Source organism: Arthrobacter sp. P1_D4 (genome assembly GCF_056406115.1).
Genome location: NZ_JBFUAU010000005.1, coordinates 110,307 through 124,524 on the forward strand (window position 1 = coordinate 110,307; position 14,218 = coordinate 124,524).

General features: G+C 66.5%; 13 protein-coding genes. 7 read left to right on the forward strand and 6 right to left on the reverse strand.

Features of this window, described 5'->3' with window-relative positions:
• Positions 1–134: 134 nt before the first annotated feature.
• Positions 135–1,100: a 3-methyl-2-oxobutanoate hydroxymethyltransferase gene (panB, locus tag AC1D0A_RS06480; RefSeq protein ID WP_476945410.1), complete on the reverse strand. Its 966-nt coding sequence runs from the start codon at positions 1,098–1,100 to the stop codon at positions 135–137.
• Between the two features lie 262 nt (positions 1,101–1,362).
• Between panB and glnA (AC1D0A_RS06485) the strand changes: the two genes are divergently transcribed.
• From glnA (AC1D0A_RS06485) to AC1D0A_RS06510, 6 genes are all read left to right on the forward strand, one after another.
• A complete protein-coding gene (gene glnA / locus AC1D0A_RS06485; RefSeq protein ID WP_028275859.1) occupies positions 1,363–2,703 on the forward strand; it encodes a type I glutamate--ammonia ligase in 1,341 nt (446 codons plus the stop codon).
• Positions 2,704–2,712: 9 nt separating this feature from the next.
• On the forward strand, positions 2,713–5,724 hold the full coding sequence (locus AC1D0A_RS06490) for a bifunctional [glutamine synthetase] adenylyltransferase/[glutamine synthetase]-adenylyl-L-tyrosine phosphorylase (protein ID WP_476945411.1): 3,012 nt from the start codon (positions 2,713–2,715) through the stop codon (positions 5,722–5,724).
• A 72-nt stretch (positions 5,725–5,796) separates the two neighbouring features.
• A complete protein-coding gene (locus AC1D0A_RS06495) occupies positions 5,797–6,213 on the forward strand; it encodes a VOC family protein (protein ID WP_026266248.1) in 417 nt (138 codons plus the stop codon).
• 49 nt (positions 6,214–6,262) lie between these two features.
• Positions 6,263–6,778, forward strand: a complete 516-nt coding sequence (locus AC1D0A_RS06500; protein ID WP_243179480.1) for a GNAT family N-acetyltransferase — start codon at positions 6,263–6,265, stop codon at positions 6,776–6,778.
• A gap of 70 nt (positions 6,779–6,848) precedes the next feature.
• Positions 6,849–7,496 carry an MBL fold metallo-hydrolase gene (locus tag AC1D0A_RS06505; protein ID WP_243179478.1) on the forward strand — a complete coding sequence of 216 codons (648 nt, stop codon included), beginning with the start codon at positions 6,849–6,851 and terminating at the stop codon, positions 7,494–7,496.
• A 43-nt stretch (positions 7,497–7,539) separates the two neighbouring features.
• Positions 7,540–7,740 carry an AsnC family protein gene (locus AC1D0A_RS06510; RefSeq protein WP_476945412.1) on the forward strand — a complete coding sequence of 67 codons (201 nt, stop codon included), beginning with the start codon at positions 7,540–7,542 and terminating at the stop codon, positions 7,738–7,740.
• A 70-nt stretch (positions 7,741–7,810) separates the two neighbouring features.
• Here AC1D0A_RS06510 and AC1D0A_RS06515 read toward each other — a convergent pair whose 3' ends face one another.
• Both AC1D0A_RS06515 and glnA (AC1D0A_RS06520) read right to left on the reverse strand, forming a co-directional pair.
• On the reverse strand, positions 7,811–9,352 hold the full coding sequence (locus AC1D0A_RS06515) for a hypothetical protein (protein WP_476945413.1): 1,542 nt from the start codon (positions 9,350–9,352) through the stop codon (positions 7,811–7,813).
• Positions 9,353–9,552: 200 nt separating this feature from the next.
• Positions 9,553–10,977, reverse strand: a complete 1,425-nt coding sequence (gene glnA / locus AC1D0A_RS06520; protein ID WP_018772378.1) for a type I glutamate--ammonia ligase — start codon at positions 10,975–10,977, stop codon at positions 9,553–9,555.
• A gap of 285 nt (positions 10,978–11,262) precedes the next feature.
• Here glnA (AC1D0A_RS06520) and AC1D0A_RS06525 point away from each other — a divergent pair, with 285 nt between their 5' ends.
• Positions 11,263–11,700 (forward strand): RDD family protein, encoded by a 438-nt coding sequence (locus AC1D0A_RS06525; RefSeq protein ID WP_476945414.1) that lies wholly within the window; start codon positions 11,263–11,265, stop codon positions 11,698–11,700.
• Between the two features lie 165 nt (positions 11,701–11,865).
• Here the strand turns inward: AC1D0A_RS06525 and AC1D0A_RS06530 are convergent, their stop codons facing one another.
• The 3 genes from AC1D0A_RS06530 to AC1D0A_RS06540 form a co-directional block, all read right to left on the reverse strand.
• A complete protein-coding gene (locus AC1D0A_RS06530) occupies positions 11,866–12,228 on the reverse strand; it encodes a DUF3817 domain-containing protein (RefSeq protein WP_243179472.1) in 363 nt (120 codons plus the stop codon).
• Between the two features lie 216 nt (positions 12,229–12,444).
• On the reverse strand, positions 12,445–13,194 hold the full coding sequence (locus AC1D0A_RS06535; RefSeq protein ID WP_243179470.1) for a DUF4191 domain-containing protein: 750 nt from the start codon (positions 13,192–13,194) through the stop codon (positions 12,445–12,447).
• A gap of 90 nt (positions 13,195–13,284) precedes the next feature.
• On the reverse strand, positions 13,285–14,214 hold the full coding sequence (locus tag AC1D0A_RS06540; protein WP_476945416.1) for a lipoyl synthase: 930 nt from the start codon (positions 14,212–14,214) through the stop codon (positions 13,285–13,287).
• Positions 14,215–14,218: the final 4 nt, after the last annotated feature.

Genomic DNA, 14,218 nt, shown 5'->3' on the forward strand with positions numbered 1-14,218 from the left:
AACATCTTGAGGTCCTAATGCAGACCTTATTGGTCAGCCTGCCCGCACCTGAGGCGCAACGCATCGCCCGTGAAGGATGAGGTCTTGCAAAAGAGTCCCCGGATCCGGAAGGTCAGGGGCTCGCTGGAGCGGAACTAGAAGGAGTGTTCCGGGCCGGGGAACTGGCCTGAGCGCACGTCGTCGCCGTAGGCTTTTGCGGCGTCACTGAGCGACGTGCGGAGGTCGGCGTACTGTTTGACGAATTTCGCCATCTTTCCGCCGCGCAAACCGGCCATGTCCTGCCACACCAGAACCTGTCCGGTGGTGGCGCTCCCGGCCCCGATGCCGACCGTGGGGACGTCGACGGCGGCATCCACGGCGGCTGCCGTGGCGGCCGGGACCATTTCCATGAGCACGCTGAACGCGCCGGCGTCGGCCAGCGCGACGGCGTCGTCGATCAACCGCTGGGCGTCATCTCCGCGGCCCTGGACGCGGTAGCCGCCGAGGGAGTGTTCGCTCTGCGGGGTGAAACCGATGTGCGCCATGACGGGGATGCCGGCCTGGACCATGGCGCGGACGGTCTCGGCGTAGAACTTTCCGCCTTCGATCTTGACGGCGTGGGCCAGGCCCTCTTTCAGGAACCGGACTCCGGTGGCAACAGCCTGCTGGGTGGAGACCTCGTAGCTGCCGAACGGCAGGTCAGCGATCACCAGGGCCCGCCGTGCGGAGCGGGCGACGGCCCGGCACAGCGGAAGGAGCTCGTCCACCGTCACGGGAAGGCTGGTTTCGTTGCCGAAGACGTTGTTGGAGGCCGAATCGCCGACCAGGAGCACCTCGATGCCTGCCTGGTCAAAGATTTCTGCGGTGTACTGGTCATACGCAGTGAGCATGGCGAAGCGTTCACCGTTCACCTTGGCCGCCTGGAGATGATGCGTACGGATCCTGGCCGCCGGTTTCCGGGCCGCCTCCGCAGTCCCGCCGGTGCCGCCGTGGGCGGTCCCGCCTGTGCCACTGGCCGACGTGCCCGAAGAGGCGGCCGCTGAAGCCGCTGCCGGGCCGCTGCCGTAGGGGGCCGCAAGTTCTGCGGGCGTGCTGGAATCGGAGCTGTTACTTGAGGCCATGCCACGAGCGTAGTGCGAGACGAAGTGCCGCAGCTACCGCGGGTTGCCCCCGCCCGGCGTGAATCACGTCACACGGGCGGCCTGCGTGGCGGCACAATGGCCCCTCCCGCCGCGAATTCGTCCGGCTTTGTGTTAACGGTGTGTTACGCGGGGGTCCGGCTTCAGCAATCGGTGGCAATGCTTAGTAAAGTGAACCGTGAGCAGCCGCGGGGCCCATGAATGCCGGGCCTGGGGCGGATGGAAGAACCGGAAAGAGGCCAGTATGGACCGCCAGCAAGAGTTTGTCCTGCGGACGATCGAAGAGCGCGACGTGCGGTTTGTGCGCCTGTGGTTCACCGACGTCGTGGGATCACTCAAGTCCGTAGCCCTGGCCCCGGCCGAGGTGGAAGGCGCCTTCGAGGAAGGACTCGGATTCGACGGTTCCTCGATCGAGGGCCTGGCCCGCGTCTTCGAATCCGACATGCTGGCCCAGCCGGATCCGGCCACGTTCCAGATCCTGCCCTGGCGCGGCGAGACCGAGGCCACATCGCGGATGTTCTGCGACATCCTGACCCCCGACGGCGAACCTTCCGCCGCGGACCCGCGCAACGTCCTCAAGCGCACCCTGGCCAAGGCCGCGGACATGGGCTTCACCTGCTACACCCACCCCGAGATCGAGTTCTATCTGCTCAAGTCCCAGGAGCCGGGCCCGGACGGATCACCGATCCCCGTGGACGAGGGCGGCTACTTCGACCACGTCCCGGGCGGCGTTGCCCAGGACTTCCGCCGGACCGCCGTGACCATGCTCGAATCGGTGGGCATCTCGGTGGAATTCAGCCACCACGAGGCGGGCCCGGGCCAGAACGAAATCGACCTGCGCTACGCCGACGCCCTGCAGACCGCGGATAACATCATGACGTTCCGCACGGTCATCAAGGAAGTCGCGCTGCAGCAGGGCACCTATGCCACCTTCATGCCCAAGCCCTTCACCGCCCACCCGGGTTCGGGCATGCACACCCACTTTTCCCTCTTCGAAGGGGACACCAACGCCTTCTACGAGGCCGGTTCCGAGTTCCAGCTTTCCGAGACGGCGCGCCAGTTCATCGCCGGCATCCTCAAGCACGCCCCCGAATTCACGGCCGTGACCAACCAGTTCGTCAACTCCTACAAGCGGCTCTGGGGCGGGGGAGAGGCGCCGAGCTACCTGAGCTGGGGCCACAACAACCGCTCCGCCCTGGTCCGCGTCCCGCTGTACAAGCCCGGCAAGGGCCAGTCCGCGCGGATCGAATACCGTGGCATCGACTCCGCCGCCAACCCCTACCTGGCCTACGCCGTGCTGCTCGGTGCCGGCCTCAAGGGCATCGAGGAGGGCTACCAGCTCCCCGCGGCGGCCGAGGACGACATCTGGTCGCTGAGCTCGGCGGAACGCCGCGCCATGGGACACGACCCGCTGCCGGCCAGCCTGCACGACGCCATCCGGACCATGGAGGATTCCGAGCTCATGCCGCAGATCCTCGGCGAGCAGGTGTTCGAGCACTTCCTGCGCAACAAGCGTGCAGAATGGCAGGACTACCGCCTCCAGGTGACGCCCTACGAACTGCAGCGCAATCTCGGCATTCTGTAGGTTGCCCCGATGAGCCTGGCACGACGCCTCATTGCCGCCGGCTTCAGCGATCTCGACAAGGGCGAGCGGTTCCTGGCGGCCCGGGAACTGGAGGGACTCGACCAGGATGCCCTCTTTGCGGGGCTGCAGCTGGCGGCCAACCCGGACACGGCCCTGCAGTCCCTGGTCCGGCTGATCGAGAAGCACCCGGAGCTGCGCAAGCTTGCCGTCGCGGACCCGGAAAGCAGCGAACCGCTGTACCGGGTCCTGGGGGCCTCCGAGGCGCTGGGCGAGTTCCTCATCCGCCACCCCGAACACCTCGATGCCTTCGACGTGCGGGTCAGTCCGGAACCGATGGCCGCGGACGCCGTGGCCCTGCGGACGCGGCTGCTGCAGTCGGTGCGGGCCGATCCCAAGTCTGCCCGGCCGGTGGCGGCCCTCAGCGGTCAGGAAGCCTACACGGCCCTGCGCACCGCCTACCGGCGCGGGCTCGTGGAGCTCGCCATCAAGGACCTGTGCGCGGCCGATCCGCTGGACTTCATGCCGGCCGCGGGTGCGGAACTGGCGGATCTCGCCGGCGCTGCGCTCGAGGCGGCCCTCGCCGTGTCCCGAGCCGAGGCGGCGGAGAAGTTCGACGCCGCGGAGGTGGCCGACGTCGGCCTCGCCGTGATCGGCATGGGCAAGTGCGGTGCCCGCGAACTGAACTACATTTCCGACGTCGACGTCATCTACGTGATCGAGTCCGGCACGCTGGAGGAGACCCGGGCCACGACCATCGGCACCGTCCTCGCCTCCGGGATCTCGCGCGCGATCATGTCCACGAGCCGCGAACCCGGGCTGTGGGAAGTCGATGCGAACCTCCGGCCCGAGGGCAAGTCGGGGCCGCTGGTCCGGACCCTCGCCTCGCACGAGAGCTATTACGCGCGCTGGGCCGAGAGCTGGGAATTCCAGGCCCTCCTGAAGGCCCGGACCATCGCGGGCGACACCGTCCTGGGGTCCCGCTACGAGGCAGCCCTGACGCCCCTGATCTGGTCTTCGGCCGGCCGGGAGGGCTTTGTCGAATCCGTCCGCGCCATGCGCCGCCGCGTCACCGAGCACATTCCAGCCGATGAGGAACAGCGGCAGATCAAGCTGGGCCGCGGCGGGCTGCGCGACGTCGAATTCACCGTCCAGCTGCTGCAGCTCGTGCACGGCAAGTCGGATGAATCCTTGCGCTGCCGGGACACCACCTCGGCCATCGCCGCGCTCTCCGCCGGCGGGTATATCGGCCGCTCGGACGCCGCGGAGTTCGACCGCGACTACCGCTACCTGCGGCTGCTCGAACACCGGATCCAGCTGTTCCAGCTGCGCCGGACGCACCTTATGCCGGTGAACGAAGCGTCATTGCGCTCCCTCGCGAAGGCGGTGCTGGGACCTTTCTCCGCCGAGCGGCCCAAGCCGGACGCCCTGGTCGCCGCATGGCGAAAAACCAAGCGCTCCGTGCGGGAACTCCACGAACGAATCTTCTACCGCCCCCTGCTCAATACCGTCGCCACCCTGAGCAGCGAAGAGGCACGCCTGACCCCGGAAGCCGCCCAGGGCCGCCTCGCCGCCCTCGGTTACCTCGATCCCCCCGGCGCCATGCGGCACATCGAGGCCCTCACCGCCGGCGTGAGCCGGCGCGCCGCACTCCAGCGCCAGCTCCTGCCCATCCTGCTGGACTGGCTCGCCGACGGCGTGGACCCCGACGCCGGGCTGCTCGCCTTCCGGCGCGTCAGCGAGGCCCTCGGCACAACCCACTGGTACCTGGGCATGCTCCGGGATTCGACGGCCGCGGCCGAGCGGCTCTGCCACGTGCTCGCCAACTCCCGGCTGATCGCGGACCTGCTGGAGGTTTCGCCCGAATCAGTGGCGTGGCTGGGCACGGACAAGGAACTGGTGCCGCTGAGCTTCGAATCCCAATGGCTCGAAATCACCTCGAAGATGTCCCGGCACGCGGACCCGGAGAGCGCCATGCGGCTGATCCGGCTGATCCGGCGCCGGGAAATCCTCCGGGTCGCCATCGCGGACAGCGCCGGGCTGCTGGAGCAGGACCAGGTGGGGGAAGCCCTCGCCGACACGGACCGGGCCGCCGTGCTGGGGGCCCTCCGCGTGGCGGAGACGATCATCACCGCCGGGGAACCGCTGAAGACCCACGTGCTGGTGGTTGCGATGGGCCGTCAGGGCGGCCGGGAGATCGGCTACGGCTCGGACGCCGACGTCATGTATGTCCACCGCGGACTCCCCGGCGTGCCGGAAGAGGAGGCACAGGCTCAGGCCCTGCAGATCGTGGGCAAGCTCTCCAGCCTGCTGACCCAGCCGCTCAAACCGGCGATCCTGGCCGAGCGGGTACTCGCGGTGGACGCGGACCTGCGCCCCGAGGGCAAGAGCGGGCCCATGGTGCGGTCCCTGGAGTCCTATGCCGAGTACTACCGCCGGTGGTCCCTGGTCTGGGAGGCCCAGGCCTTGCTGCGGGCTCGCCCCATGGCCGGCGACGACGCCCTGGCCGAGGATTTCGTGGCGCTGATCGACACCATCCGGTACCCGGAGTCTTTGTCCGACCAGGACGTCCGGGAGGTGCGGCGGGTCAAGGCCAGGGTCGAGGCGGAGCGCCTGCCGCGCGGCGCCGATCCCGCCCGTCACCTGAAGCTTGGCCGGGGCGGGCTGAGTGACGTCGAGTGGCTGGCCCAGCTGCTCCAGCTCCGGAACGCCGGCCGGCACCCGGAGCTGCGGACCACGTCCACGGTGGACGCGCTCGAGGCGGCCGCGGCCCTGGACCTGATGGACGCGGGGGACACCGTTATCCTCCTGCGGGCCTGGCGGCTGGCGAGCCGGATCCGTTCGGCCAACGTCATCTGGACCGGCCGGCCCTCGGACCTGCTGCCCTCCTCCCGCCGCGACCTTGAGGCGGTAGCCCGCTGGTGCGGCTACGGACAAGGCAATGCCGCGGCGCTGGAGGAGGACTACCTGCGGTTGAGCCGGCGCGCCCGGGCGGTCTTCGAGCGGGTCTTCTACGGCCAATAGGGCCCGACGACGGCCTGCCGGCTGCTGACAGGGCCTACTGACACATGCTGCGGGCGGTGCTACCTTGGGCCAATGGCCAGGCAACTTTTTGTGAACCTTCCCGTCCGGAATCTGGATAAGACCGTTGAATTCTTCACGGCGCTGGGATTTTCCTTCAACCCCGACTTCACCGATGAGAACGCCACCTGCATGATCGTCAACGATGGCGCGTACGTGATGCTGCTCGTCGAGTCCTATTTCAAGACCTTCACTTCGAAGTCCGTCGCCGCTACGGCCGGCACCGCCGAGGTCATCATGTCCTTCTCGCTGGAGAGCCGCGAAGCCGTGGACGAGGTCATCCGTACCGCCCTGACCTCCGGGGGCACGGCATCGGAGGAGGCCCAGGACTACGGCTTCATGTACACGCACAGCTTCCAGGACCCGGACGGGCACCTCTGGGAAGTCTTCTGGATGGATCCGGCCGGACCGCCCAAGGACGCTGCGCTGTAGCCCCTTTCCTGGAGGCGGCGGGCGCCGCCGGCGCGGGTACGCTGTCTACATGTCTGGACATGTATGGCTGCTGCCTTTGAAGAATCTCGACGACGACGCCCGGGCCATCAAGCTTGGGGAGATCGCGCTGCTGGAGCTCGGCGCAGGGCAGCAGAAGTTCGTGGGGGACCCGCTGCGGATGATGCTGATCGGGCTCGAGGAAGAGTCCCGGCACCCGTTCGCCGTGGATGAGAACGGGGCCGCCGTGGGAGTCCTGACGCTCCAGGCTGGGGCGGCGACCCTCGCGGGCTGGCCAGAGGACCACACGGCCTGGCTTTTGCGGGGCTTCCTGATCGACCGGCGGCAGCAGGGCAAGGGCCTCGGCACCCTCGCCGCGGAGGCCGCTGTGCGGGAGGCCGCCAAACTGACGGCGGACCTCGGCAGCGGCCAGGCCGGCGTCGTACTCTCCGTCAACGAACTGAACCCCGGCGGCCAAGCCGCATACCGCAAGGCCGGATTCGAGGACCGCGGCCGCTACGAAGGCGGCGACGCCGGCCCGCAGCGCATCATGTACCGGGCATTCTGACCGAAAGCGCATCTTGACTGGGACGGTGTGTGCCTCAGTATTGAACCACGATCAGCCGCTGGAAAGGTGCATGATGGGTCACTCGCAGATGCAGGTAGAACCGGTCATCCAGGAGCTCCACATCCCCGCCGGGCTGGCAGGACCGGTTGAGTTGACCATGGACGTACGTTGTTTCCTTGTGCCGCACACCGGGGGATTGCTGTTGATCGATACGGGCCTCAAGGGCAGCGCGGATGCGATTGCGGCGGCCTTGGACCGTGTCGGGGCAGCATGGAGTGACATCACCGACGTCGTCCTCACCCATTGGCATCCGGACCACGTCGGCGGCCTCGGCGAAGTCGTGGAACGGAGCCCGTTGGCAGCGATCTGGACGGGCGCGGCGGACGTTTCCCAGATTCCTTCCGCGGTGCCGCTGCGCCCGCTCGTGGAACGTGACAGGATCCGCGATATTCAGATCGTGCAGACGCCTGGCCACACGGCAGGACACATCAGCTTGCTGCATGACGACGGACTGCTGTTCGTAGGGGACGCTGTGGGGACAGCCGGAGGTGTGATGCGACGGGCGCCGGAGCAGTTTACAGCGGACTCTGCGCGGGCCGAAGAGTCGCTTCTGAGACTGAGCTTGCTGGAGCCGGACAGGATGCTCTTTTCCCACGGACCGGAGATCCCCGATCCCGTAGGGGAATTACGCCGGCTTCTCGCCGTCAACGAGGGTTGACGCCGCTCCCTGCGTCAACTAACGTTGACGCAGGAGGTGCTTCATGCAGACATTGATAGGTTCCTTGGACGGCAAAGGGCGGGCCGAGGCGCTCTACGCCGTGGCGGAACTCCACAAAGAACTGGCACGCACGGAAACCGAAGTGGTGCTGCGTGCCCGGCAGGCCGGACTGTCATGGGAGGCCATTGCAGTGTGCCTTGGCGTCAGCAAGCAGGCCGTGCACAAGAAGTACGGAAAGCGCTGAGGTGCTGGAAAGCGCTGAACCAAGGCCGGCCCCAATGCCGCGGCCGGACGCCCGAGGTGACTCGCAGGTCCTAACTTCCCTTTCGGCCCACGAATCGGATCACCGTGGCGCGCAGCGGTCGGATTACCCAGACCAGGCCCGCAACGATCAGCACGCCGGCGATGGAGAAAAATAGCGGCAGCGGGTTTGGGCGGTCGGTACTGGCCTCTTGTGCCGTGGCAACGGGAGGTCGGGGCGTGGATGGCGCTGCCGGGCTGGCCGTGGCAGGCGGTGCCGGCTTCGCGGACGCGGCGTCGGCCGGGGCAGCCGCCGTGACCCGGCCGGCAGCGTCAGCGACGTGCGAATCGGCAGGCAGGGCAGCCTGCGGCTGGACGAAACCAACGCTGGCACGCGCAGGAACGGCGGTGTTTGCGGGGGCAATCCGGGTTGTCGGCTGGACTGTCCTGAGCTGACGGATGGCCTGTTTCCCGGGCCGCGCCGGAGCGGGAGCCTGTCCGGCTGGGGCCTGGGCGGGTGCGTGCTCTCCGGGTGCGTGTTCTGCGGGTGTCTGTTCTGCGGGTGCCGGGGCCGGTTCGGGAGCGGGCTGACCGCCATCGTCAACCGCGTCGCCCTCAACGATGTCGACGTACAGCGACGATTGGGTATTCGGCCCGTGTCCCTGAGCCGTTGCGGTAACCTGGGCCCGGATCCGATGGCCCTGGTCCGAGGCCACGACAGTGTAGGTGGGTGCGGTGGCCCCGGTGATCGGCTGGCCGTCCCGCTCCCACTGATAGAGGAGGGAAATCGGCTCACTGTCGGCATACCAGCCGCCGCTGCCCTCCACACTGAGAGTGTCGCCGACCGTGGAGCCGCCAGAAAGCCACATTTCATCTGTGGGCTCGATATACCCGCGGGTAACGACCGTGGACGTGTTTGATTTCGATACGCTGCCTTGGCCTTGGCGGCCGCCGGTCACCTTGAGGGTAACCACTTTGCCCAGGTCGGCAGTCCTGATCTTGTAGCTGTCGGTGGTGGCTCCCTCGATGTCCACCCCATCGGCTTGCCACTGTAACGCCACAACGTCGGTGGACCAGGTGCCCAAATCGTCGACGTCCAACGAGAATCCGACCCTCGTCCAACCCGACACAGATGGAGCCTCGCCGGTAATGATGATGGCTGGCCGGGCCGTATACGCTGCGGTGTTGGTTGCACTGACCTTCGGGGACGGGAGGGTAGTCTCCACCCCATCCTTGAGCCCAGGGGCGGACCCAGTCACGCGCAGCGTTAGGGACCGGCCGTCGTCGGGCGCCGTGATCTCGTAAGTTTCGCCCTGGGCGCCGGGGATGTTGACCCCGTCGCGCAGCCACTGAAACTTCAGCGTTTGCGCCCGCTCCCATTCGCCGGGATACGACGTGAGTGTCTGTCCCGCTTTGAGGATGCCAGTGAAGGTCGGGCGTTCCAACGCCCGGACCATGGTGCGGCCCGTGGCACCTTCGCCGAAGTCCCGGCACCTCTGCCCGGTTGCGGAGTCCCAGCAGGCGACGGCCGCCTGGGTCGGGCCGGCGAAGCCGACCGTGGACAGGATAATGGCGGCGCCGGCGGCTGAAGCCGCACGCGACAGAGTGCTTTTCAAATATTCCCCCAAAATAGTGCCCTTCGCCGTGACCGGGAAGGGACAAAGGGAAATGCTACAAGAAAGATGGCGCAATATCGATGAATCAAGACCGACTTATTCCCGATATTTCCGGCCAAGCAAAAAAGCCCGCCCGGGCTGCCATGTGTGGCAGACCGGACGGACTCTCCTGGCACTGTGCGGTGCGTAGCCCCTTGGGACTAGACGCCGTAGTAGAGCTCGAACTCGTACGGGTTCGGGCGCAGCGAAAGCGGACGGATCTCGTTCTCGTACTTGTACTCGATCCAGGTGTCGATCAGGTCCTGGGTGAAGACGCCGCCGGCCTGCAGGAACTCGTTGTCCTCGGCCAGTGCATCCAGGGCCTCCTCGAGGGTGCCCGGAGCCTTGGGGATGTCCTTGGCTTCTTCGGCCGGGAGCTCGTAGAGGTCCTTGTCGATCGGAGCCGGGGGTTCGATCCGGTTACGGATGCCGTCGATGCCGGCCATCAGCTGGGCAGCGAACGCCAGGTACGGGTTGGAGGAGGGGTCCGGCGCGCGGAACTCGATGCGCTTGGCCTTCGGGTTGGAGCCCGTGATCGGGATACGGATACCGGCGGAGCGGTTGCCCTGCGAGTAAACCATGTTGACCGGGGCTTCGAAACCCTTGACCAGGCGGCGGTAGGAGTTCACCGTCGGGTTGGTGAAGGCCAGGACAGCGGAGGAGTGCTTCAGCAGGCCACCGATGTACCAGCGGGCGGTGTCGGACAGGCCGGCGTAGCCCTTTTCGTCGTAGAACAGCGGCTCGCCGCCGGTCCACAGCGACTGGTGGCAGTGCATGCCCGAGCCGTTGTCACCGAAGACCGGCTTCGGCATGAAGGTCACGGACTTGCCCCAGGCATCGGCGGTGTTCTTGATGACATACTTGAACTTCTGCAGGTCATCAGCCGCGTGGGTCAGGGTGGTGAACTTGTAGTTGATTTCAGCCTGGCCGGCGGAGCCGACTTCGTGGTGGCTGCGCTCGACCTCAAGGCCGGCCTCATCCAGGGCAACACACATGGCGTCGCGCAGGTCGGCCTGCTTGTCGGTGGGGGAGACCGGGAAGTATCCGCCCTTGACCGGGGTCTTGTAGCCGAGGTTTCCGCCCTCTTCCTCACGGCCCGAGTTCCAGTGTGCTTCCTCGGAGTCGATCTTGTAGAAGCTGCCCTGCGGGGAGGACTGGTACTGGACGTTGTCGAAGACGAAAAACTCGGCCTCGGGAGCGAAGAACGCGGTGTCGGCAATGCCGGTCGAAGCCAGGTAGGCCTCCGCCTTCTCGGCCACGCCGCGGGGATCGCGGTGGTACGGGTCACCGGTACGCGGGTTCACGATCGAGAAGTTCAGCGCAAGGGTCTTCTCCATGCGGAACGTGTCGATGAACGCCGTCGTGACGTCCGGGATGAGCTGCATGTCAGACTCGGCGATGCCCTGGAAGCCGCGGATCGAAGATCCGTCGAAAAGCTGGCCGTTGACGAAGAAGTCGGCGTCAACGCTCTTGGCAGGCACGTTGAAGTGCTGCTGAACGCCCGGGAGATCGGTGAAGCGGATATCGACGAATTTGATGTCTTCGTCCTTGATGAACTTGAGGACTTCGTCCGCAGTCTTGAACATCTATGCTCCTTACGCATATGAAAGATCTGGCCGTCAGGCACATTTGTCCAGCGCAGTCCAACGGCGGAGAAGGCAAAAAAAGCTTCCCCGCTTCGCAGTCGCTAGCAACTGTTACCACCCTAAGGACAAGGGATTTCCCCGCAGTGTCCGCATTGTTTCGGGGAGGTTACAGAATGTCCTGACACGTAAACGCTAGTCGCCAGTCCACACTGTGGCCTATCCGGTCCACAATGTGACACCCTACCGCCCACACTGTGGACAGCCCAGAGCCGATAAGCTTGGAGGGTGGTTGATCGCAAAGACATCGGTTCATGGCTCACCGGGCCGGACACATCCGGCATCTCCAGGTACCCGGGGGAGCGGCTCGGGCTGCCCGAGTCCGGGGCGGGATCGATCGCCCGTGCCGGCCGGCGCATCCTGGCGATCTGCATTGACTGGGGCATCGCGCTGTTGATCAGCAATTTCGCCTTTGGCGGCGACTCCTGGGCGACGCTTACCGTGTTTGCCATCGAGCAGATCCTGCTGATCGGCACCCTCGGCTACGGCATCGGCCACCGGATCGTGGGGATTCACGTGGTCCGGCTGGGCGGCGGCCCGGCGGGTCCACTCGCGGCCCTGGTGCGCACCCTGCTGCTGTGCCTCGTTATCCCGGCCGTCATCTTCGACCCGGACCAGCGCGGCCTCCACGACAAGGCCATGAATACGGTGCTCGTCCGGACGTAGCAATCCACGGCCGGATGCACGACGGCGGTGCCAGGCAACGGGGCGCGGCGGGCCTTCGTCCGCTTGCCACGAACGGCCGCTAACTTCCCCGCATAGCGGCCATGTGCGTCAGATGGGCACAGCGATGGTGCCGGGGCGCACAGAAACCCGAGGTCCTGGGCGGAGCTAGACTCCCGCGGTCTCCTGGGCCGGCGTCGGCGCAGCCTCTCCGGACCGTTCCGTCAGGTATCCGTGGCGGCCGGCCCAGCGCTCAAACCACACCGTCGCGAAGGGGAAAACGGCGGAGAGCCCGGCGAGCAAGGCAACCCGGAACGGCCAGCGCAGCATTGCCCACAGGCTCAGTGCCGCAATCGCGTAGCCGATGAAGAACGCCCCGTGGATCGGACCGGCAATCTCCACGCCGAGTTCCGTCGTCCGGGTGATCCATTTGAGCACCATGCCGAGCAACAGAGCGGCCCAGCTGAACGCTTCGGCGATCGCCAGTCCCCGGAAAATGCGGATCATCGTGGCGGTCGAGGGAAGTTTCATGCGTATCTCCTAAGTTCTTGCGTCCGTTTTCGTGGCGTCCGGTGTTGCTCTATCCGGTACCTTGCGTCCGTTGTCCCGGGTCCGGTGACCCGGCGCCGGGCGGCCCGACGTCGGGCAGTATAAGAAACGCCCCGGCTGGCGGCCTGAGGTGGCCGTGAACCGGGGCGAATCTGTACTGCGGGCAATTCCGTCATGCGGTGCGGTACTGCCGCCCGCCTAGCGTCCGCGGGTGGGACGGGCCTTGTAGGGATCGATGCCCTTCGGGATGGGCAGGCGGCCGCCAAGCGAGGAAATGCGCTTCGACACGGCGCTGACCTCAGTCTTGGTCAGTTCGCCCTTGAGCTTGTTCATCTTCCGGGCGATCTGGCTGAGCGGCACCTGGCCCTCGCCGCGGCCGCTTTCGATCACGTGGATGGTGACGTTGGGCAGGATGCGCGCAAGGCGCTTGCGCTCGGCATCGACCAGCGGCTTGACCCGGTTGCTGGGTCCTTCGCTGACGAGCACGACGCCGGGACGGCCGATGGCGCGGAAGACGGCATCCTGCGTGCGCGGGTTCACAGCGACGGGCTGGTCCTCGGTGATCCAGCCGCGCTTGAGCGTGCCCAGTGCGGCACCCGAGGCGCCGGGCTGGTTCTCGATCTGCGCGAACGCGGCGCGCTCGGCACGGCGGGACAGGATCAGCGTGGCCGCAAGGGCACCCAGGGCGATGCCGATGATCAGACCGGTGATCCAGTTGTCGAGCAGGAAACCGACCAGCAGGCTGAGCGCAACAACACCCAGGAACGCCAGCAACATGAGCCAGGGAACCATGGGATCGTGGCGGCGGGTCATCTGGAAGACCTCGCCGATCTGCTTCAGCCGGCTCGGCTTCTTGGCCTTTGCTTCCTTGGGCTTACGGGAGAAAAGACCGCGCTTCGGAGCTTCGGAAGCCGGGCTGGAGTTGCTGGGATCAGGGGAATTCGCCATAGTTCCTTAATTCTACGTGATGGACGGCCAAGGGCCGGCACCGAAGTCATCCGGTGCCGGCCCTTAAGTGGAAGGGTGTCAGAGCAGGGTTCAGGAATGTGCCGCGAGCAGCGAGCTGGCTTCCTGGCGGGTGCTTCCGGAGCTTTCGATGTGGGCGAGCTGGGCCGGGATTTCCCAGCCTTTCTTGCGCATCGCGGTGGCCCAGAGCCGGCCGGCGCGGTAGGAGGAACGCACCAGGGGCCCGGACATGACGCCCAGGAAGCCGATCTCGTCGGCTTCGTGCTGCAGGTCCACGAATTCCTGCGGCTTGAGCAGGTCCCGCAGTGCCTCGGAGATTTCCTCGCGGGTCTCGCCCATGCCGAGGATCAGGTTGGACTTGGTCACCATRCCGAGCTTGCGGCCCTGGGTGATGACGTCCAGGGACCGGTCGTAGCGGAACGCSGGGCGGATSCGCTTGAAGATCCGGGGCACGGTCTCGACGTTGTGGGCGAAGACCTCGGGCTTGGAGTCGCAGATCGCCGCGATGTGCTCGGGCTTGCCGGAGAARTCGGGGATCAGCAGTTCGACGCCGGTGCCCGGGTTCAGTTCGTGGATCTTGCGGACCGTYTCGGCGTASAGCCAGACGCCCTCGTCGGCGAGGTCGTCGCGGGCCACRCCGGTGACGGTGGCGTAGCGCAGSGCCATGGCCTGGACCGAGCGGGCSACCTTGGTGGGYTCGAACATGTCCACGGGGGAGGGCTTGCCGGTGTCGATCTGGCAGAAGTCGCAGCGCCGGGTGCATTCGGAGCCGCCGATCAGGAAGGTGGCTTCCTTGTCTTCCCAGCACTCGAAGATGTTGGGGCAGCCGGCCTCCTCACACACCGTGTGGAGGCCYTCCTTCTTGACGAGGTTTTTGAGCTGGACGAACTCCGGGCCCATCTGGACCTTGGCCTTGATCCATTCCGGCTTCCGTTCCACCGGTGTGGCCGCGTTTCGCTGCTCAATGCGCAGCATCTTCCGGCCTTCTGGTGCCAGTGTCACAGTA